This window comes from Paeniglutamicibacter cryotolerans (genome assembly GCF_014190875.1).
Classification (GTDB): domain Bacteria; phylum Actinomycetota; class Actinomycetes; order Actinomycetales; family Micrococcaceae; genus Paeniglutamicibacter; species Paeniglutamicibacter cryotolerans.
Window position 1 is genome coordinate 814,632 of record NZ_JACHVS010000001.1, and the last position, 17,128, is coordinate 831,759.

Consider the following 17,128-nt stretch of genomic DNA (forward strand, 5'->3'; position numbering starts at 1 on the left):
CATGATCACCGACCCATTACTGCGCTACAGCGACGTGGCCTCCTGTAGTGCCAGCGCCGTGATTTCGAAGTATTCAACTTCCTTCTCCTTGGCCTGCCGGCTGCTGGAACCCGGAACCCGGTCACACATTGAAAACATCTATGCCTTGGTCCGCGTTGCCGACGAAGCCGTGGATGGGGCCGCCACGGCGGCAGGGTTGAGCACCACCGCCGTCGCCGAGCAGCTTGACCTGCTGGAGGCAGAAACCCTGCGTGCAATGGCCTGTGGCTACAGCACGAACCTGGTGGTGCATGCCTTTGCCCGCAGTGCACGGACGTGCGGAATCACCAGTGAACTCACCGCACCGTTTTTCGCCTCGATGCGCAGCGACCTGTCCATCAGCGAACACTCCCCGGCCTCTCTGGACGGGTACATCTATGGTTCGGCCGAAGTCGTCGGGCTGATGTGCCTGCGGGCCTTCCAGATTTTGCCCGATGCAGACCATGCGCACGAGCAGGAGCTGCGCATCGCGGCCCGCCGGCTGGGAGCCGCTTTCCAGAAGGTGAACTTCCTGCGCGATTTGGCCGCAGACTCCGAGGATCTGGGCCGCAGCTACTTCCCCGATACCGTTCCCGCCATGCTCACCGAGGAACGCAAAGCCGAGCTGGTCGCCGAGATCCGCGCCGATTTGGATTATGCGGCCACCGGCATCGTCCGGCTCCCGCCATCGGTGAGGCGTGCGGTGGGCATGACGCACGATTTGTTCCGGGCGCTGGTTCTGCGTATCGAACGCGTTCCCGCGAGCGACCTGCTCCGTACCCGGGTGCGGGTCGGCGGCCCGCGCAAGGCGCTGATCGCCGCCCGTGCGCTGACCAGGCGTTTCGATGCCGTTCCGGTCAAGCGGGTGGCGGCATGAGCTTGGGATCATTCGGACACCGGATCGGATCACGCCGGTCCGCTAGGAAGCTTTCACGCCTGAACACTCAGCCGATGCAATGCGTGGTCATCGGCGGCGGTATCGCCGGGCTGGCCACCGCCGGGCTGCTGGCCCGCGATGGACACCAGGTCACGCTGCTGGACAAGGGCACGGAGCTCGGTGGTCGCGCCGGGCGCTGGAGCGCCGGAGGTTTCACCTTCGACACCGGCCCCTCCTGGTACCTGATGCCCCAAGTGATCGATCACTGGTTTGCCCTGATGGGCTCCAGTGCGGCAGCGGAACTGGACTTGGTGGCACTGGACCCCGCCTACCGCCTCTTCAGCGGCGAGGGCGATGCACCACTCGATGTCCGCACCGGTCGGGTAGAAGCCTCCGGACTCTTCGAATCATTGGACCCGGGTTCAGGCAAACGGTTGGAACGCTATCTGGATTCGGCCTCCGACACCTATGAGATGGCTAAGCAGCACTTCCTGTATGACGAGTTCGCCAATTTCAAGGGCCTGCTCAACGGCCCGGTGCTGGCCCGGCTGCCCAAGCTGGCACGGCTGCTGCTGACATCGCTTGACACCTTCGTCGCCCGCTCCTTCGGCAACCTGCGCCAACGCCAGATTCTGGGCTATCCGGCGGTTTTCCTGGGCACCACCCCGTTCAAGGCCCCAGCCATGTACCACCTCATGAGCCACTTGGACTTGACCGAGGGCGTGGCCTACCCCCAGGGCGGATTCGCCGCGCTGATCGACTCCATGGAACGACTCGTCCGCGCCGAAGGGGTGGACATCAAGCTCGGTGCCACGGCGACGCAGATCATCTCCGGCCCCGTCCCCGGCGGGGCCCGGGCCGAGGCAGTGGCCTGGACCGATGCCCAGGGCGAATCCCACCGTAGCGCAGCCCGGATCGTTGTTGGCGCCGCCGATCTGCACCATATCGAAACCAGGCTCCTGCCTGAACCCCTGCGCGAGCACCCGGCGTCGGCTTGGGCGAAGACCGACCCCGGGCCCAGTGCCGTGCTCGTGTGCCTGGGTGTGCGCGGGGCACTGGACATGCTCACCCATCACAACCTGTTCTTCACCTCCGACTGGAGGGATAACTTCACCCGCATTGACACCGGCAGCGAGCTGGCCGCCGAAACTTCCATCTATGTCTGCGCTCCCTCCACCACCGATACGTCGGTTTCACCTGCAGGGGATTCGAACCTTTTCATCCTGGTCCCCTCCCCCGCGGCCCCGCAGTGGGGCCACGGAGGCCTCGACGGACAGGGAAGCGAGATGGTGGAACGGGTCGCCGATGCTGCCATCGATCAGCTGGCGGCTTGGGCCGGCATCACCGATCTGCGCGACCGCATCACGCTCAGGCGCACCGTCGGACCGGCCGACTTCGTCGACGACGTCAACGCCTTCCGCGGCAGCGCTCTGGGTCCGGCCCACACGCTGCGCCAAAGTGCGTTTTTCCGTCCAGGGATCCGGAACCATAAGCTCGAGGGGCTCTTCTATGCCGGAAGTTCGGTCCGCCCGGGCATCGGTGTTCCCATGTGCATGATCAGCGCCGAGCTGGTGCTCAAGGCCGTGCGGGGCGATACCCGATCCGGACCCGTGGAAGTCGGCAGCAGCCTCGCCGCGAAGGCAGGAAAATGATCTACCTGTTGGTCCTCGTGGCCCTGCTCGGATGCATGTGCGCTATAGATGCCCGATACCGCCTCTTCTTCTTTGACCGGCCGCTGGCGGCGGCCCTCACGCTCGTCGCCGGGCTGGCCTATTTTCTGTTCTGGGACATCTGGGCCATTGCCGAAGGCATCTTCCTGCATCTGCCCTCACCGCTGATGACCGGGATCATGGTCGGGCACCAGCTACCGCTGGAAGAGGTCTTCTTCCTGGCTTTCCTGTGTTATCAGACCATGATCCTGTTCGTTGGGGCTCGCCGCCTGCTGGCCAGTCGCCAACGCAAGGAATCGGAGGCCCGGGCATGAGCTTCATTCAACTCGATGTCATCTTCCTGCTCATTGCCGCACTGGTCCTGGCCGTAGCCTGCATTCGGCGCCGGGTCGATAGGACCGCCCTGTGGGCCATTGTGGCGAGCATGCTGATCCTGTGCGTGCTGACCGCGGTGTTCGACAATGTCATGATCGGCGTGGGCCTCTTCGAGTACGCCAGCGCTCCGCTGGCGGGAATCAGGCTGGGGCTGGCGCCGATCGAGGACTTCGCCTACCCCATTGGCGCTGCACTGCTGCTGCCCGGCCTCTGGTTGCTACTCACCAAAAAGGGAGGTGCCCGACGATGAAGGAGCTGATCGCTACCTCGCGCCCCGTTTCCTGGGTTAATACCGCATACCCCTTTGCCGCAGCGTATTTCCTGACCACGGGCCGGATCGACTGGCTGCTCATCGTGGGCACGCTGTTCTTCCTCTTCCCCTATAATCTGGCGATGTACGGGATCAACGATGTGTTTGACTACGAATCGGACCTGTTAAACCCCCGCAAGGGTGGTGCCGAGGGGGCTGTCGTCTCCCGCAGCCGACACCGCGGAATCCTGATTGCCTCGGCCGTGACCTGCATTCCGTTCGTCCTCGTGCTGTTGGCGGCCGGTTCGCTGACCGCCAACCTTGTCCTGGTCCTCTCGCTGGCCGCGGTGCTGGCCTACAGCGCCCCGAAACTGCGTTTCAAGGAACGTCCGTTCATCGACTCGGCAACCTCCTCGATTCATTTTGTCTCCCCGGCCTTGTACGCACTGGTCCTGGGTGATGCGGTATTCACCCCCGGGCTGTGGGCACTGCTAGCCGGCTACTTCCTCTGGGGTGCCGCCAGCCAGGCCTTCGGTTCGGTGCAGGACATCCTCCCGGACCGTGAAGCAGGCATCGGCTCGGTGGGCACCGTATTGGGCACCCGAACGACAGTGGTGGGATCGGCGGTGACGTATCTGGGTGCCGGTGTGCTGATGCTCGCCACCGCTTGGCCCGGCCCGCTAGCGGCGCTGCTCACCCTGCCCTACGCCCATAATGCGCTGCGCTTTGCCCGGTTGGACGACGGGTCCTCCGATGCGGCAAATGCCGGGTGGCGCAGGTTCTTATGGCTGAACTACGTCACCGGTTTCCTAGTGACAATGCTGTTGATCTGGTATGCGGTGTTGCGCTAATGGCGAGCTCACATACCGACGGCAATCCGGCGGACACCGCCATCGTGTGGTTCCGCGATGACCTGAGGGTGGCCGATAACCCGGCCTTGCTCGCTGCTGCAGCCCACGGGAACGCGGTGGGTCTCTATGTGCTGGATCAGGAGTCTGCAGGCATCAGGCCACTGGGTGGTGCCGCCCGGTGGTGGCTGCACCATGCACTGGAAGACCTGCGGGCCGGGCTTGCCGGGCTCGGGATTCCACTCATCCTGGCCCGTGGACCCGCGGCTCTCCTGGTTCCGGAGATCTGCGACCAGGTCGGCGCTTCGGCGGTGTTCTGGAACCGCCGCTATGGGGCGGTCGAACGCGTTGTGGACACCGTAGCCAAACAACGTCTCCAGCGGGCAGACGTTCAGGTGGAGAGCTTCCAGGCATCATTGCTGCATGAACCGTGGAGGCTGGCCACCGGTGCCGGCACCCCCTACCGGGTGTTCACACCGTTTTGGAAGGCTGCCAGCAGCCTGGAAATTCGCTATCCGCTTCCCACGCCGGCACCCGGATGCGGGGCTCCCGGGAGGATTCCCGCCGGCGACGCATTGGACGACCTGTGTCTGCTGCCACTCGGCGTCGACTGGGCCGCCGGGCTGCGGGAGCACTGGAGCCCGAGCGAGGGCGCCGGACTATCGCTGCTGGGCGCCTTCATCCAGGACGTCCTCCCCGACTATGCCACCGCGCGCGAGCGCCCCGATCTGCACGGCAGCAGCCGCTTGTCGCCCTACCTGCGCTGGGGCCAGCTCAGTCCGTTCCAGGTCTGGCATGCCTTGGCCGGCAGCCGCGCCGGGCACCCGCATGACGCGTCGGTCTTCGCCTCCCAACTGGGGTGGCGGGAATTCTGTTGGCACCAACTGTTCCACAACCCGGACTTGGCAGTCGCCAACCTGCGCCCGGTGTTCAACGCCTATCCCTGGAAATGGCCGGATGCCTCCGAACCCGCAGCGGAAGGCCCCGATACCCGCGCCCACCTCGCCGCCTGGCAGCAGGGGATGACCGGGCTGCCGCTGGTTGACGCCGGCCAACGCGAGCTCTGGCATACCGGCTGGATGCACAACCGGGTCCGCATGGTTTCCGCGAGCTTCCTGGTCAAGAACCTGGGCATCCACTGGCGGCTCGGCGAGCAGTGGTTCTGGGACACTCTGGTGGATGCCGATGCCGCCTCGAATCCGGCGAATTGGCAGTGGGTGGCCGGTTCGGGAGCCGATGCCTCCCCCTTCTTCAGGATCTTCAATCCCGAAACCCAGGCCAAGAAGTTCGACCCCGAGGGCCGGTACACCGGCGCCTGGGTCCCCGAAGCGGGCAACCCGCACTACCCGGAACCGCTGGTCGACCTGAAGGAGTCGCGCGCCCTTGCCCTGGACTCCTACGCGGGGATGAAGGCCGCTACTTCATCCGTTGCAGTGTCTTCCCCCGGAAGAAGTCCGGATTCTTCGCCCGCATGATGAACATGAGCACGACTCCCAGCAGCAGCACCGAGAAGCCAAGCACGAAGACCATGCCCACGCCGAACAGCGAGCTGCCCGAACCGTAGCCGGGATCCAGCGAGTCGATGGCCGTCTTCACGAACATCACCAGGAGGATCACACCGCCCAGCAGGGGGGCCAGGAACTTGAACACCACGGACCGCGCCGAGGAGAACGACTCGCGGCGGAAGTACCAGACGCACGCCAATGCCGTGACGCCGTAGTAGAAGCAGATCATCAGGCCCAGCGCGGTGATCGTGTCCCACAGGGCGTTTTCGCTCAACAGTCGCGTGGCCACGTAGAACACCGCGGCGGCGATGCCGGCGGTGATCGTTGCCGTCGACGGGGACATGTAGCGCGGGGACACGGCACCGAAACGCTTCGGCAGCGCCTTGTAGTAGCCCATGGCCAGAATGGTCCGGGCCGGGGAGACGAACGTCGACTGCAGCGAGGCCGCCGAGGAGGACAGGATGGACAGCGACATCAGGATGGCGAACGGTCCCATCACGGGTCCTGCAAGCGCGGCGAAGATCGAGTCCTTGTTCTCCAGGTTGCCGACACCCAGGCCGGTCGTCCCGATCCCCGCGTAGGAGATCACCGAGAGCGAGACGACCATGTAGATGGCCATGATGATCAGCACCGTGAGCGTGGCGGCGCGGCCCGGGATCTTGTCCGGGTCCTTCGTCTCCTCGTTCATGGTCAAGGTGACGTCCCAACCCCAGAAGATGAAGATCGAGAGCGAGACACCGGCCGCGAACCCCGCGAACGAATCGACGGAGAACGGGTTGAACCAGTCCCAGGTGATCGGCGTGGCATCGAAGGCCGTACCCGCACCGACGTGGGCGAAGGCCGCAATCGCGAACCAGCCCAGCACCACCAGCTGGAAGGCCACCAGCGTGTACTGGAACGCCTTGGTGGTCTGCAGGCCGCGATAGGAGATCCAGCAGGCCACGGCGATGAACAACAGCGTGGTGGGGATGTTGATCCACAGGTTGTGGGTCAGCCCCGCCAACGCTTCGTTGCCCGTCACCTGGGCGAGCATCAGGTAGAAGAAGTCCACTGCGACGGCCGCCAGGTTGGAGAGCACGATGACCGTGGCCGCGATCAGTCCCCACCCGCCCATCCAGCCGATCCACGGGCCGAAGGCGCGCGTGGCCCAGGTGAACGAGGTCCCCGAATCCGGCATGGCCGAGTTCAGTTCGCGGTAGCCCAGGGCCACCAGCAGCATCGGCAGGAAGCCGGCCAGGAAGATGGCCGGCAGATGGGTTCCGACCTCCGCCACGGTCGGCCCCAGCGCCGCGGTCAGCGTATAGGCCGGGGCAATGCAGGAAACGCCGATCACGACGGCGCCGAGCAATCCGACGGCCCCCTTGCCCAGGCCCTTGTCGCCCAGGCCACCGGCCTTCTGTTCAGCCGGCGCTGTGCCGGTGACCATGTCAGTCATTCTTTATTCCTAGCTCGGGTCGGGCCCGGGCGCAGCATCGCGCCGTAAGTGAAACGTGGTGAAGCGGTATCCGCCGGTTAGCGGTCCTGCTGGCTGCGGCGGTAGCTCCGGGGCACGACGAGCATCGGAACCGGCAGCGTACGCAGCATGCGTTGGGCTGTACTGCCCAGGAAGAGCCTGCGCTTACGCGCGAGCCGGCTGGAGCCGACCACGGCGATTTCGCCGGGAATCCATTCGAGGACCTGGACTGCGTCCTCGATATTCTTCCCGGAGGCAACCTCGACCTCGGCGGAAGCCCCCACTGCGGAAACGATGCTGGAGATTTTGGCCTCGATGGCCTCGACCAGCGATTCGTCGATGATTTCGCCTTCGTCGGCAAAGTCCATGGCCATCAGCGAGACGACCCGCAACGGGACGCGTTGTGCCGTGGCTGCCTGTGCGGCCGTCTCGACGACGCCCTTGGTGCCCGGGCGGGCTCCGATGAACGCCGTGACGCGGCTGAGCACCGGGATCCCGCCCTCCCCGAAACCATCCGGTGCCAGGGCCACCGGGAACGGCGAGGAATGCAGCAGCGCGCTGGCCACCGATCCGAGGCCCAGCATGCCGGCCATGCGACCGTGCTGGCCGCCGACCACGATCAGGTCGGCGCCGGTTTCCTTGGCCACGGCAATCATGCCCGCTGCCTCGGAGTCGGCGCTACGCACCAGCACGCGGGCGCTGCTGCCCTCCGGCACCAGGGTCAGCGCCTCGGCTGCCCAGGCGTCGATCCGTTCGGCGATGATCGATTTGTAGCCATGGTCGCTGCCCGGGTAGACGGCGGAGAAGGGAGTGTCCTGGGGCAGGACCATGACGATGTCCAGGTGTGGTGAGGCGCCGTTGCCGGCACCGGAACCGCCGACCGAGGCGGCCAGGGCAATTGCCTCTGCTCCGCGACGGTCGGCTGTGTATCCAACGATGATGCGCATGGGTTAGGCGGTCACCGTCGCCAGGGCGTTCAGCGGATCGACACCGTTGTAGCTGGAATCGTATTCGGTTCCGTCAACCGCTGCGATGATGCGTGCGGCGGTGCGGCGTCCCATGCGGACGGCGCCGTCGACGTGCTGGTAGCCCTCGCCGGCCAGGTCCGAAGACGAGAAGTAGATCGGGCCGACATTCTCGTTCTGGGCCGGCCCGAAGCGGTACAGGCCGCCCAGGTCGTAGCTGGTGGCGTACGCGCCGCGGGTCCACTCCTCGGAGCCGAAGTCGGAGAGGTAGAAGACCTCCGGGGTCAGCGCCCTCTCGCCCAGGTATTCGGCCAGTCCCTGGAGGATGGCCTCCTTGCGCGCGGCTTCGCTCAGCTCGAACATCGCATCTGCCTTGAGATCGGAGATGAAGCCGACCAGGGTGCCGGTGGATTCACCGTGGTAGGTGTTGTCGTAGACCTCCTGGACCAGCTGGTTCGGGCCGAAGCAGGTGGCCGAGAGGCCCTCTTCGCGCCAGAACGGGGTGGAGTAGACGGCGTGCACCTTAATTACCAGGCCCATGGACTGGTGCTGGTGCGTGATGTGCTGGCGGCGCGGCAGTGGCGGGTTGTACGAAATGCGCGAGTACAGGTTCGGCGGAACGGCGATGACGACCTTCTTGGCGTTGACCGTGACGTCGGCGCCGTAGGCCGTCACGCCCTCCTGGGACCAGTCGAGCTTCAGCACGGGGTTGTTCAGGTAGACGTCATCGCCCAAGCGCGCCGCCACGGCGATGGAAACGCCCTGCATGGTACCGACCATGCGGCGGTCCAGGATGAAGTCCTCGTCGACCAGGTTGGAGAAGGATCCGGCGGACGCGGACATCAGCAGCGCCTGCAGCGCGGAGAAGGTGTGGGCGGGCTTGGTGAGCATGCCACCGGCGATGAACAGGCCGATGTTATTGCAGGCCGATTCGTCACTGGAGATGGTGCGCAGCCAGTGGTGGAAGGAGATCATGTCCAGCTCGGCGGCGCGCGGGTGCTCCCACGGGACGTCCGGGTCGATCTCGGCGGTGATGCGGTCCAGCTCGGCGATGAGCTTGTTCATTTCGGCAATGGTGGCTTCCCCCACGGGGAAGTCCTCGCCGTCGTAGGCGGTGCGGGTGCCGTCCTCGGCGATGTAGACGGACTTGCCCTGCTTGTAGCGCTCGAAGGTTTCGATGCCCAGCTCCTCGATCAGCGAGTAAAGCGCCGTCTGGTCCGGGGAGATCCATTGGCCACCGATTTCGATGGTTGCGCCATCCATGGTGTCGGTCCAGGTACGGCCGCCAACGCGGTCTCGGGCTTCGAGCACGGCAACGGTCTTTCCTGCCTTGCGCAGCTCGTAGGCTGCCGACAGGCCCGATGGGCCGGCTCCGATGATGACGACATCGCGATCCAACGGTGCCATGGTTACCACTACTTTCCTGTGTGTGCCACCCTAAATGAATGACGTTCATTTACACTTAGATGGTAGACCACATAGTGTGTATCTGTGAAGCAGAGCACGTCGGGCGACGAAAACCGCATGGCCGGGACAACCCAGGTACCCGCCGAACGGCGCCGCGCCGGGCGGCCGAAGGGAACGGTGCTGCAGCGCGAGAAGATCGCCGCCGCGGCGCTGGAACTCGTCGGGGCCCACGGCTACGAGGCACTGACCATGTCCGCGGTGGCCCGCGAGCTCAGCGTCTCCCCTTCTGCCCTCTACAACCACGTCGAGTCCAAGCAGCAGCTACTACAGTGGATCCAGGAACTGGTCATGGCACGGGTCGAATCCGACGCCTTCCACACCCTGGACATCGGGGCTGCGCTGCGGGCCTGGGCAACCTCCTACCGCAATGTCTTTGCAGCCCATTCTCCGCTGATCCCGGTCATCGCGATCCTGCCGGTGGCCGGATCGCCAAACACCTTGCTGATGTATGAGGAGGTCGCCGCCGGGATGGACCGCGCCGGATGGCCACGGGCCGACATCGTTTCCTCGATCGTCGCGCTGGAGTCCTTCATCTTCGGCTCGGCACTCGATGCCACGGCACCGTTGGACATCTTCGACCCCGGCCCGCATTCGGGCAGCCTGCCGGTCTTCGAGGATGCGCTGCGCCTGCAACGGGAATCAGGCAAGTCCAGCGCCGACGACGCGTTTTTCATTGGTCTCGAGGCACTGGTCAACGGGCTCATTTCCCGCCTTTCACCCGTCGGCGGCCTAGGATCTACGCATAACTGAAAAGCATGCTGGAAAAACGCCGGGCGGCAAGGTCATGACCTTCCTTGCCTCCGTCAGCCCGAAGAACTGGATTGCCGTCGCCGTCATCATCCTGGCCGTCATCTTCATCGTGCAGAACCGCGCCACGGTATCGATCACCGTGTTCTTCATGCAGTTCCAGGCCCCGCTCTGGGTCAGCCTGGGCATCGTACTGCTGGTGGGTTGGCTAGCGGGACGCTTCTCGTTCCGCAAGCGGAAGTAACAGCTCCATCCTCGCCCGGTCAGGTGACACCCATGCCACGGGATCGGGCCAAGCGGGCCAGCGCCACTGCCCGGCGGCGGTGCCCCACGAGCTCGTCCACCACGATCGAGCCGGCCGGGGCGATGAGGATCAGCACCAGGCACAGTGTGTGCGGGAAGCCGCGCACGGCCAGCAGGACCGACCCGCCACCCATGAGCAGCATCGCCACACCGTAGGAGAGGTGCAACAGGTCAACCCCCATCATGTGGGAATACAGGAACGTCAGTGCCAGCATGAAGACGGCAACGGGAATCGCCACGGCGGCAACCACCGCCGCCTCGGCGATCCGGGTCCGCCCCTGCAGGTAGTAGGCATAGAGGTGCAGGCCCGCTCCGGTGGCGGCAATCGAGGCAAAGACCAGCATGTGGGCATAACCGAACACGAACGAACGCTCACGGCGCCGATGCAGCGCGGTCCCCGAGGGCATGAGGAAATACAGCCACCACATGGCAAAGGCCAGTCCGGTTCCGGCCAGCCCGACCACTGCCGTATCCAGGTTCCAGCCGCTGTCCGCGACCACGGCGCGCAGCGCATCGATCGTGCCCAGCAGGCATTCGCCCAGTGCGATGATCACCAGCAGGCTATAGCGTTCGGCGATGTGGTGCGCGTGCCACGGCGTCCTTGATTTCCTTTCGGCGATGACCGGTGTCGCCATCTCGAGCAGGAACAGCGGGGCCGCCATCAGGAACATCACGGCAACCCCCGTATCGATGAATATCACCGCAACCCAACCAGCCTGCGCCACAGCCAGGTACTTCGCATAGGCGCGGCAGGTGGCACGGTGGGCCGGGTCCTGTCGGGCGGCCCGCAGCCATTGAAACAGCAGCGCCACGCGCATCACCACGTAGCCGAGCACCATGACCCGGTTATCCACGTGGACCCCGGCCTCGATGGAGGTGAACATCGGCTCGATCCCCATGGCCAGGATCAGCACGCCGAGCATCTGGACCATGGTGACGACCCTGAAGACCCAGTCGTCCGTGTCATAGGCACTGGCAAACCAGCTGAAGTTGATCCACGCCCAGATGACGGCGAACATGGCGAATCCGAAACCGATCAGTCCCGTCCCCACCTTTCCTTCGGCCATGCTCCGGGCAAACAGTCCTGCTGCCACGCCGAAGGCAATGGCGAACGTCAGATCGAAGAATAATTCCAGCGGAGTGGAGACCCGGTTTTCCTCGTGGGGATCCCGGCCGCCCATGCGCGTCATCGCATGCCGCAACTGATGCGGGCTCCCGCTCCGCCCCCCGAAGCTGCCGGGCCTCGTTCCGCGGGTACTTTTCGGGGGGACCATGGCGTTCCTACGGGGTTCGGGGGGGTATTGCCTGGCAGGTGGTCTGCCCAGCATAGGCTCGCACCCTGTTCCGAAGCGCCGGATTCCCGGCGCATTGCCGGGGAGAACGGGACCGGGCAAGGCAGCCGGGGGCCGTTAGAAGCCGGCGCCGTGCATCGACTCGACCAACCAGGTGTTGCCCATGTTCATGGCCAGCAGTGTCATTCCACCGGCCAGCACGGCGGCGACGGCGGCCCAGGCCAGCGACACCTTCACCAGGAACCTGAGCTCGGAGCGGGTGAACGGCAGCTTGTCCGCGGCAAAGTCGTCGGCCAGCTGGTGCATCCGCGCAACCGGCACCGTCGCGGGCATGGCATTCGCGCCTCCCAGGCTGTTCGGGGCCCAGTCGGCACTGCCGTCGCGCAGCCGGGCGACCATCACATCGGCCTTGCGGTCATGGCGCAGCTCGACAATGAAGTCACCATGGCGGGCCAGAAGGATGTCCGCGCCCAGGCTCATTGGCTGCTGTGCCAGCTGCATGTCATTCCCTTGATCTGCCGTGTGGGCGATGCCCCGGATCCCGCTCGTACCCCTTCAGGCTACGGTCGCGCACGAGCAGCGGGACAGCACTTTCAGCCATTCGTCGGCAAACTCACACGCCGTTGTGAGGCGCGCCGCCGCTGGGTGTTAAGCGTGCCACGTGCGCTGGTCAACGGGTGGAAAAATGTACGATGACGCCGATCATCCAGAGCGATGAGGCGAACGCGGCGCAGCCGAACTCGGTGAGGATGCCCAGCCCGGTGGATTTCAGCACAGCCACCGAGGACCGCGTCGCCTCGGGAACGTCGCGCCTCCTGAGAAGTTCGCTGCCGAAGAGTCCCAGCCCGAATCCGAGAAACAGGCCGATGACGGGGACCACGAACATCCCGGCCACCGCGCAGACGACGGCCACCAGGATGGAGCCCTTGGGGATCGACTGCTTCTTGAGCTTGCGCCCGGTCAGCACGGTCGATGCCGTGGCTCCGGTGATGGCCACCGCCATCCCGATGCCGGCGAAAACCCATGCCGCCGGGCTGCCGATGAACCAGGCCCAGGCCAGCAGCGTGCCGATGGCCAGGAAGCTTCCGGGCAACACCGGATAGACGGTGCCGATAACCGCCACCAGCAGGAGCAGCCCGGCAATGAGAGTTGCAATGATTTGTGGATCCACGGGACCAGTCTGCCAGCCCGATCCCCCTTCCCGGTGCGGGGTCATCGTGAGGGAAGAGCACTGGTAATGGTGAAAGGTCGGACAAAACGCCGAAGCGACAGGCATCCGCAGTGCTGGTGATCCGAGCACCATCGGCGCCACCACCAGCGTGGCAGTCAGCTCCGTCCAATGCGCCTACCCGAAGCTCGCCGTGTTCGGCGGGTTCGCCCCGGGGCTCACCCATCTTGCGGCAACGCGGGGCAGACTGTTCGTGCCACGGCGTTCCAGCCCGCGCACCCGGGTCCGGATCCCGGCTGCTGGCCATTGCGTATTTCCTCCTGCAAGGCGTGATCATCCGCTCCCAGGGCAGCGGTTCGGTGCTGGCCCGGGCTATCGGACGGGATCTGAAGGGCAAGACGAACCCGGTGCGTTATCTCATCGGCATTGCGCTGGCACTGGCGGGCGGGGTCCAGGCCAATGCCCTGGACTTCTCCGGTTTCGCGGTCTTCGCAGGCGTCTCGGTGCTCTGGCTGATTCCCGACCGCCGGATCGAACGGAACATCACCGCCGGAACAGCGCAACCCGGTCCTTGGCGGGCGGGGGCAGGCATCGTACGTGGCCGCCGGAACGAGCACCCCCACGCATCACTGCTCGGAGCCTTAAACAGCGGCACTGCGGACTTTGCCCAGCCGTGCGGGGAAGTCCTTGCATCCGCCCGGGGACACGCAGCCACCGTCCCGTGACCGGGACAACACCCATTGCCGGCGGGTAGTTCTCCCCATCGCGCGGTCTTCGCGTAGCCACTATCGTGTTGGTGGGGAAACGAAAGGGAACGATTCATGGCATTGGCGAACTGGGATGTGAATCCCTCAGCGGCACGGGCGGTGATTGCCGGGGTACGTGGGCACGCCGAATCCTTCGAACCCTTGGAAAAGGCGTTGAAGGCGTCGGTGGAGGACGCTGCTGCCTCCTCCAAAAGCACCTCGATCGCCGGTGCTCTGCAGTCCACCTATGAGGGCTACCTGGCCAAGGTTGCGGCCGTGGCCGGGCTGAGCGCCCTGAAAGTCGTTAATCAGGCCGACAAGATCGTGAACGCGTTCGTGGACGCCGACAAGACCATGGCGTCTATCGCCCGGCAAGCAATCGACGAAGTCCCCTCCTCCCTGGCGAATGCACAGTGAGCGTCGATCTCAGCGGGCTCCCGGAACTGCCGGACACCGGGGCACTGCGCGAAGACGCCCTGACGCTCAAGGAAGCAGCCGCCGCTTTGAAGGCGTTATGCGGCGACTGCCAGACCGGCTGGCGCCCGATCCAGGGCACCATCTCCTGCAGCAACGACCAGGAAGCCATCTACACGGCGCTGGACCGCATGGACGACTACGGGGAGGCACTGGACCTCTCGGCAACTGTCGTGGCTTCCGCGCTGGCCACCTATTGCGACGAGATCGACGGGCTGCGGAACCGCTACAACGCAGCGGTTTCCGCGTCCATGGTCTGTTACGCACCGGACGCCACGGTCGACGGCGCCCAGGATCCCACGCAAAAGGCACAGGACGAGGTCAACGCCGTGGCGGCCCTCATGCTGGGGATGGAACAACGTTGCGCCGATTCCATCAAGGCCGCTGATCCGGGCAGCAGCACACCCGCTCCCGACTATTCACGGCAGGACATGGCGCTGGCGGTTGGCGCCCAGGAGGCGCTCAAACGCCTGCGGACCGCGGATTTCCAGTTCACCGTCTCCATCACCATCTCCATCCGCACGCTGGACTACTCGAAGCTGGAGATCCCCTATGCGGATGGTTCCCTGCTCACCCACGAACGGCTGGTCCTGACACAGAGCAGCATCCGCACGGATGTGGCCGTCCGTGGCACCGCACCGGTTTTTTCCAGCTCACCACGCGCCACCATCGGGGAACCACCCCGATGGGCGAAGATCGGTGGCAATGTCCTCGGCGTCCTGGACGTCGGACTCACTGCATGGGGTGCGGGGTCCGACGAATGGAACGACGACCTGATCGACCATCCCGAATACTCGGAGAGGAAACAATGGGATAGCGCCATTAAGTCGGCCGGGCTGCGCACTGCCGGAGCCGCCGCCGGAGGCGCCGCCGGAACGGCAGTGGGCGCCGCTGCCGGTGCCGCGATCTTCGGAACCCTCGGGTCGGTGGTTCCCGTGGCCGGCACCGCCGCGGGCATTGCCGTCGGTGGCTTCCTGGGCGGCGTAGTCGGTGGATTCGTCGGCAGCACCGTCGGCGAAGGCATCGGCGGTTTCCTCGACAACATCTCGGACGGCGAAGGCCTGGGCGATGCCATCGGCAACGCATGGAATGATTTGTGGGGCTAATGCACGCCACCCAAGGAGCATCACATGCCTGAATACATCCTGACCGTGCTCATCCTGGCCGCGATCATGCTGGCCTGTGCGATCCCGCTGGGTGTGATGAGCTACCGCGGCTACCGCGGGAGCTGGCGCCGCTTCCTGGTGATGCAGCCTCCACTGATCCCCGTCGGGCGCTACTGGGGCCTGCTGACCAGCGCCGTGCTGGCATTGTTGGTTATTTGGGCCTGTGGGACGACCATGCTGAGCATCCTGCCACGCACCGGATCCTGGACCGGGCAGCATTCCTTCTGGCTCGTCACGGTCCCGGTCATCGTGTTGGTGGCCGCTGCCTACCTTTTCTCCTGGTGGCTGCCGCGGGCCTGGCGCCCCGGATGGCTGAGGGAACAGGACCGCGGCACCCGCCATGACCCCATGGCGCGGAGTCACCGCCATCCGGACGCCCACTGACCACCCACGCACGGTAGATAAACGGAACAGGCAAAAACATGGAAAACCGAATGACCGCCGGCCCGCTGTCGCTGGAGCTTCCCTCCGGTTGGGAACCAGGCCCAGGCATCGCTGGCACCGATGCCATCGCGCTGGCCCCCGCCGATTCCGCCGGAGGGTTCCGGCCGAACCTGGTGGTGAACTCCGAACCATTCAGCGGATCCACGGCCAAGCTCTCCACCGTGGTGCTGGCCACCCACCAGGTGACGATGTCCGACTACCACCTGATCGATGTCGAAGCGTGGGACGGTCTCGCATCCGAAGGCCGGCGCTTCGAATTCATGCACCGGCAGGGCGGCCTCCTGCTGCATTGCATCCAATACACAGCCAGCCTGAACGGGCTGGCCACCCATGTGACATTCAGCTGCGCCGAAGACCAGTTGGCCCGCTGGGACGCCGCACTCCTCGAGTGCGCCGAGACGATCGGGGCATCCGCATGAGCCCGTCCATCCCCGAGCGCGAACCGCGCCTCGATACGCGGGCCAGTGAACGCGCCGCCGTGCCGCGGGAGGAGCTCTCCGGGCTCGGAATCCGCCAGCCTTATCGCAGTGCCGGGCCTTGGCTCTCCCCCGACGCGCTGGCCATGCTGGGACTGTTGGGCCCACGGGCGAGCGTCGGGGTGTCGGCGGACGGCACGTCCCTGGTGAGCAGGCGAGGAGGCCTGGGAGTCTTCGAAAAGCGCGGCACGGCCCCGGCGCTGGAGGAACTGGTCGCAGCCGATCTGGCCTCCCGGGACGGCAAGCTGAGCGGCGCAGGACTCCTGTGCACCGGGCCGCTTCGCGATACGGCATCTGCCTGGCGCGTCATGACCCGGCTCGGCGGCCGGGAGTCGTTGCTGCAGCTGTGGATCGGCACCGCTGGCGACGCGCTGGTCCTGGCCGGACCCTCCTGGCACCAACAGATCCTGGCCGACCGGACCCAGGGGCCATTCAGCGGACATTCGCAGATCGACTACCTTGTTGCCGGTGAGGCGGCAGGCGTGGTCACCAGCTGGCTCGGCATCGGCCCGTCATGGTTCTGCAGGGAGCCGGCCTTCTCCATCGACCGCCGACTCTACGACGCGCGGCTCGCCGGCGACCAGGGGCACCCGGGAACCCCTCCCGGGCCTCCGGAGCTTTGGGAGCATCAGTGGCTGGCCTGGCAGATCGAGGACCAGCGCGGGCTTTCCAGTACGTTCCTCAACGCCGGCCCGGCCGGGCACTTCACCGTGCAGGCCAACGCCGGGGCAGCAGTGCTGGAACGCGTTCCCGCCCGCAATGTGTACCGCCAGCTGGCCATGTTGCTGGCAGACGGGAAGAGCAGGCTGCGTTAGCCATCCAGCGGTTGGCCCAACCAGCACCCCCGCTCCCGATCGGCCGCCTTGTCACCGTGTTGAGGAATC

20 protein-coding genes and 1 pseudogene are annotated in these 17,128 nt (G+C 65.6%); 15 read left to right on the forward strand and 6 right to left on the reverse strand.

What is annotated here, in order from left to right:
* Position 1: 1 nt before the first annotated feature.
* The 6 genes from E9229_RS03920 to E9229_RS03945 all read left to right on the forward strand — a co-directional run bounded on the left by E9229_RS03920 (position 2) and on the right by E9229_RS03945 (position 5,513).
* The gene (locus tag E9229_RS03920) at positions 2 to 895 is read left to right on the forward strand and encodes a phytoene/squalene synthase family protein (protein WP_183509969.1); all 894 of its coding nucleotides are present in this window, start codon (positions 2 to 4) and stop codon (positions 893 to 895) included.
* A gap of 74 nt (positions 896 to 969) precedes the next feature.
* Positions 970 to 2,547, forward strand: coding sequence for a phytoene desaturase family protein (gene crtI / locus E9229_RS03925; protein ID WP_183511855.1), 1,578 nt, complete (start codon positions 970 to 972; stop codon positions 2,545 to 2,547).
* Positions 2,544 to 2,879, forward strand: a complete 336-nt coding sequence (locus E9229_RS03930; RefSeq protein ID WP_183509970.1) for a lycopene cyclase domain-containing protein — start codon at positions 2,544 to 2,546, stop codon at positions 2,877 to 2,879. The genes crtI and E9229_RS03930 overlap by 4 nt, the downstream gene beginning before the upstream one ends.
* Positions 2,876 to 3,190, forward strand: coding sequence for a lycopene cyclase domain-containing protein (locus E9229_RS03935; RefSeq protein ID WP_183509971.1), 315 nt, complete (start codon positions 2,876 to 2,878; stop codon positions 3,188 to 3,190). The genes E9229_RS03930 and E9229_RS03935 overlap by 4 nt, the downstream gene beginning before the upstream one ends.
* Positions 3,187 to 4,041 carry a prenyltransferase gene (locus tag E9229_RS03940; protein WP_183509972.1) on the forward strand — a complete coding sequence of 285 codons (855 nt, stop codon included), beginning with the start codon at positions 3,187 to 3,189 and terminating at the stop codon, positions 4,039 to 4,041. The genes E9229_RS03935 and E9229_RS03940 overlap by 4 nt, the downstream gene beginning before the upstream one ends.
* On the forward strand, positions 4,041 to 5,513 hold the full coding sequence (locus E9229_RS03945) for a cryptochrome/photolyase family protein (RefSeq protein ID WP_183509973.1): 1,473 nt from the start codon (positions 4,041 to 4,043) through the stop codon (positions 5,511 to 5,513). The genes E9229_RS03940 and E9229_RS03945 overlap by 1 nt, the downstream gene beginning before the upstream one ends.
* On the opposite strand, the gene E9229_RS03950 is transcribed toward E9229_RS03945, so the two are convergent.
* The 3 genes from E9229_RS03950 to E9229_RS03960 all read right to left on the reverse strand — a co-directional run bounded on the left by E9229_RS03950 (position 5,455) and on the right by E9229_RS03960 (position 9,368).
* Positions 5,455 to 6,969: an APC family permease gene (locus E9229_RS03950; RefSeq protein ID WP_183511856.1), complete on the reverse strand. Its 1,515-nt coding sequence runs from the start codon at positions 6,967 to 6,969 to the stop codon at positions 5,455 to 5,457. The genes E9229_RS03945 and E9229_RS03950 overlap by 59 nt on opposite strands.
* Before the next feature lie 86 nt (positions 6,970 to 7,055).
* Positions 7,056 to 7,943, reverse strand: a complete 888-nt coding sequence (locus E9229_RS03955) for a universal stress protein (protein WP_183509975.1) — start codon at positions 7,941 to 7,943, stop codon at positions 7,056 to 7,058.
* A gap of 3 nt (positions 7,944 to 7,946) precedes the next feature.
* Entirely contained in the window at positions 7,947 to 9,368 is a 1,422-nt protein-coding gene (locus E9229_RS03960; RefSeq protein WP_183509976.1) for a flavin monoamine oxidase family protein, read from the reverse strand.
* Between the two features lie 84 nt (positions 9,369 to 9,452).
* Between E9229_RS03960 and E9229_RS03965 the strand changes: the two genes are divergently transcribed.
* The gene (locus E9229_RS03965) at positions 9,453 to 10,178 is read left to right on the forward strand and encodes a TetR/AcrR family transcriptional regulator (RefSeq protein WP_312855591.1); all 726 of its coding nucleotides are present in this window, start codon (positions 9,453 to 9,455) and stop codon (positions 10,176 to 10,178) included.
* A 34-nt stretch (positions 10,179 to 10,212) separates the two neighbouring features.
* Positions 10,213 to 10,419, forward strand: coding sequence for a LapA family protein (locus E9229_RS03970; protein WP_183509977.1), 207 nt, complete (start codon positions 10,213 to 10,215; stop codon positions 10,417 to 10,419).
* A 19-nt stretch (positions 10,420 to 10,438) separates the two neighbouring features.
* Here E9229_RS03970 and E9229_RS03975 read toward each other — a convergent pair whose 3' ends face one another.
* From E9229_RS03975 to E9229_RS03985, 3 genes are all read right to left on the reverse strand, one after another.
* The gene (locus tag E9229_RS03975) at positions 10,439 to 11,659 is read right to left on the reverse strand and encodes a low temperature requirement protein A (RefSeq protein WP_183509978.1); all 1,221 of its coding nucleotides are present in this window, start codon (positions 11,657 to 11,659) and stop codon (positions 10,439 to 10,441) included.
* 228 nt (positions 11,660 to 11,887) lie between these two features.
* Positions 11,888 to 12,271 (reverse strand): hypothetical protein, encoded by a 384-nt coding sequence (locus E9229_RS03980; RefSeq protein ID WP_183509980.1) that lies wholly within the window; start codon positions 12,269 to 12,271, stop codon positions 11,888 to 11,890.
* A 169-nt stretch (positions 12,272 to 12,440) separates the two neighbouring features.
* Complete coding sequence (locus E9229_RS03985) at positions 12,441 to 12,941, reverse strand: DUF456 domain-containing protein (RefSeq protein ID WP_183509981.1); 501 nt, start codon at positions 12,939 to 12,941, stop codon at positions 12,441 to 12,443.
* Between the two features lie 190 nt (positions 12,942 to 13,131).
* On the opposite strand from E9229_RS03985, the pseudogene E9229_RS19780 reads away from it, so the two are divergent.
* From E9229_RS19780 to E9229_RS04020, 7 genes and pseudogenes are all read left to right on the forward strand, one after another.
* Positions 13,132 to 13,215: pseudogene (locus E9229_RS19780) on the forward strand (allophanate hydrolase); the annotation flags it as partial.
* A 52-nt stretch (positions 13,216 to 13,267) separates the two neighbouring features.
* On the forward strand, positions 13,268 to 13,663 hold the full coding sequence (locus tag E9229_RS03995) for a hypothetical protein (RefSeq protein WP_312855706.1): 396 nt from the start codon (positions 13,268 to 13,270) through the stop codon (positions 13,661 to 13,663).
* A 96-nt stretch (positions 13,664 to 13,759) separates the two neighbouring features.
* Entirely contained in the window at positions 13,760 to 14,101 is a 342-nt protein-coding gene (locus E9229_RS04000; protein WP_183509983.1) for a DUF6507 family protein, read from the forward strand.
* Entirely contained in the window at positions 14,098 to 15,264 is a 1,167-nt protein-coding gene (locus E9229_RS04005) for a hypothetical protein (protein ID WP_183509984.1), read from the forward strand. Before E9229_RS04000 ends, E9229_RS04005 begins: the two co-directional genes overlap by 4 nt.
* A 24-nt stretch (positions 15,265 to 15,288) precedes the next feature.
* The gene (locus E9229_RS04010; RefSeq protein WP_183509985.1) at positions 15,289 to 15,708 is read left to right on the forward strand and encodes a hypothetical protein; all 420 of its coding nucleotides are present in this window, start codon (positions 15,289 to 15,291) and stop codon (positions 15,706 to 15,708) included.
* Between the two features lie 38 nt (positions 15,709 to 15,746).
* Entirely contained in the window at positions 15,747 to 16,187 is a 441-nt protein-coding gene (locus E9229_RS04015) for a hypothetical protein (RefSeq protein WP_221184365.1), read from the forward strand.
* Positions 16,184 to 17,059 carry a hypothetical protein gene (locus E9229_RS04020; RefSeq protein WP_183509987.1) on the forward strand — a complete coding sequence of 292 codons (876 nt, stop codon included), beginning with the start codon at positions 16,184 to 16,186 and terminating at the stop codon, positions 17,057 to 17,059. Before E9229_RS04015 ends, E9229_RS04020 begins: the two co-directional genes overlap by 4 nt.
* Positions 17,060 to 17,128 lie beyond the last annotated feature (69 nt).

Bases quoted from the DNA above. Each gene is read 5' to 3' on its own strand.
- E9229_RS03960 (WP_183509976.1), bottom strand. From the start codon at position 9,368: ATGGCACCGTTGGATCGCGATGTCGTCATCATCGGAGCCGGCCCATCG.
- E9229_RS03950 (WP_183511856.1), bottom strand. From the start codon at position 6,969: ATGGTCACCGGCACAGCGCCGGCTGAACAGAAGGCCGGTGGCCTGGGC.
- E9229_RS04020 (WP_183509987.1), top strand. From the start codon at position 16,184: ATGAGCCCGTCCATCCCCGAGCGCGAACCGCGCCTCGATACGCGGGCC.
- E9229_RS04010 (WP_183509985.1), top strand. From the start codon at position 15,289: ATGCCTGAATACATCCTGACCGTGCTCATCCTGGCCGCGATCATGCTG.
- E9229_RS03980 (WP_183509980.1), bottom strand. From the start codon at position 12,271: ATGCAGCTGGCACAGCAGCCAATGAGCCTGGGCGCGGACATCCTTCTG.
- E9229_RS03955 (WP_183509975.1), bottom strand. From the start codon at position 7,943: ATGCGCATCATCGTTGGATACACAGCCGACCGTCGCGGAGCAGAGGCA.
- E9229_RS03930 (WP_183509970.1), top strand. From the start codon at position 2,544: ATGATCTACCTGTTGGTCCTCGTGGCCCTGCTCGGATGCATGTGCGCT.
- crtI (WP_183511855.1), top strand. From the start codon at position 970: ATGCAATGCGTGGTCATCGGCGGCGGTATCGCCGGGCTGGCCACCGCC.
- E9229_RS04000 (WP_183509983.1), top strand. From the start codon at position 13,760: ATGGCATTGGCGAACTGGGATGTGAATCCCTCAGCGGCACGGGCGGTG.
- E9229_RS04015 (WP_221184365.1), top strand. From the start codon at position 15,747: ATGGAAAACCGAATGACCGCCGGCCCGCTGTCGCTGGAGCTTCCCTCC.
- E9229_RS03920 (WP_183509969.1), top strand. From the start codon at position 2: ATGATCACCGACCCATTACTGCGCTACAGCGACGTGGCCTCCTGTAGT.
- E9229_RS03935 (WP_183509971.1), top strand. From the start codon at position 2,876: ATGAGCTTCATTCAACTCGATGTCATCTTCCTGCTCATTGCCGCACTG.
- E9229_RS03975 (WP_183509978.1), bottom strand. From the start codon at position 11,659: ATGGGCGGCCGGGATCCCCACGAGGAAAACCGGGTCTCCACTCCGCTG.
- E9229_RS03945 (WP_183509973.1), top strand. From the start codon at position 4,041: ATGGCGAGCTCACATACCGACGGCAATCCGGCGGACACCGCCATCGTG.
- E9229_RS03940 (WP_183509972.1), top strand. From the start codon at position 3,187: ATGAAGGAGCTGATCGCTACCTCGCGCCCCGTTTCCTGGGTTAATACC.
- E9229_RS03970 (WP_183509977.1), top strand. From the start codon at position 10,213: ATGACCTTCCTTGCCTCCGTCAGCCCGAAGAACTGGATTGCCGTCGCC.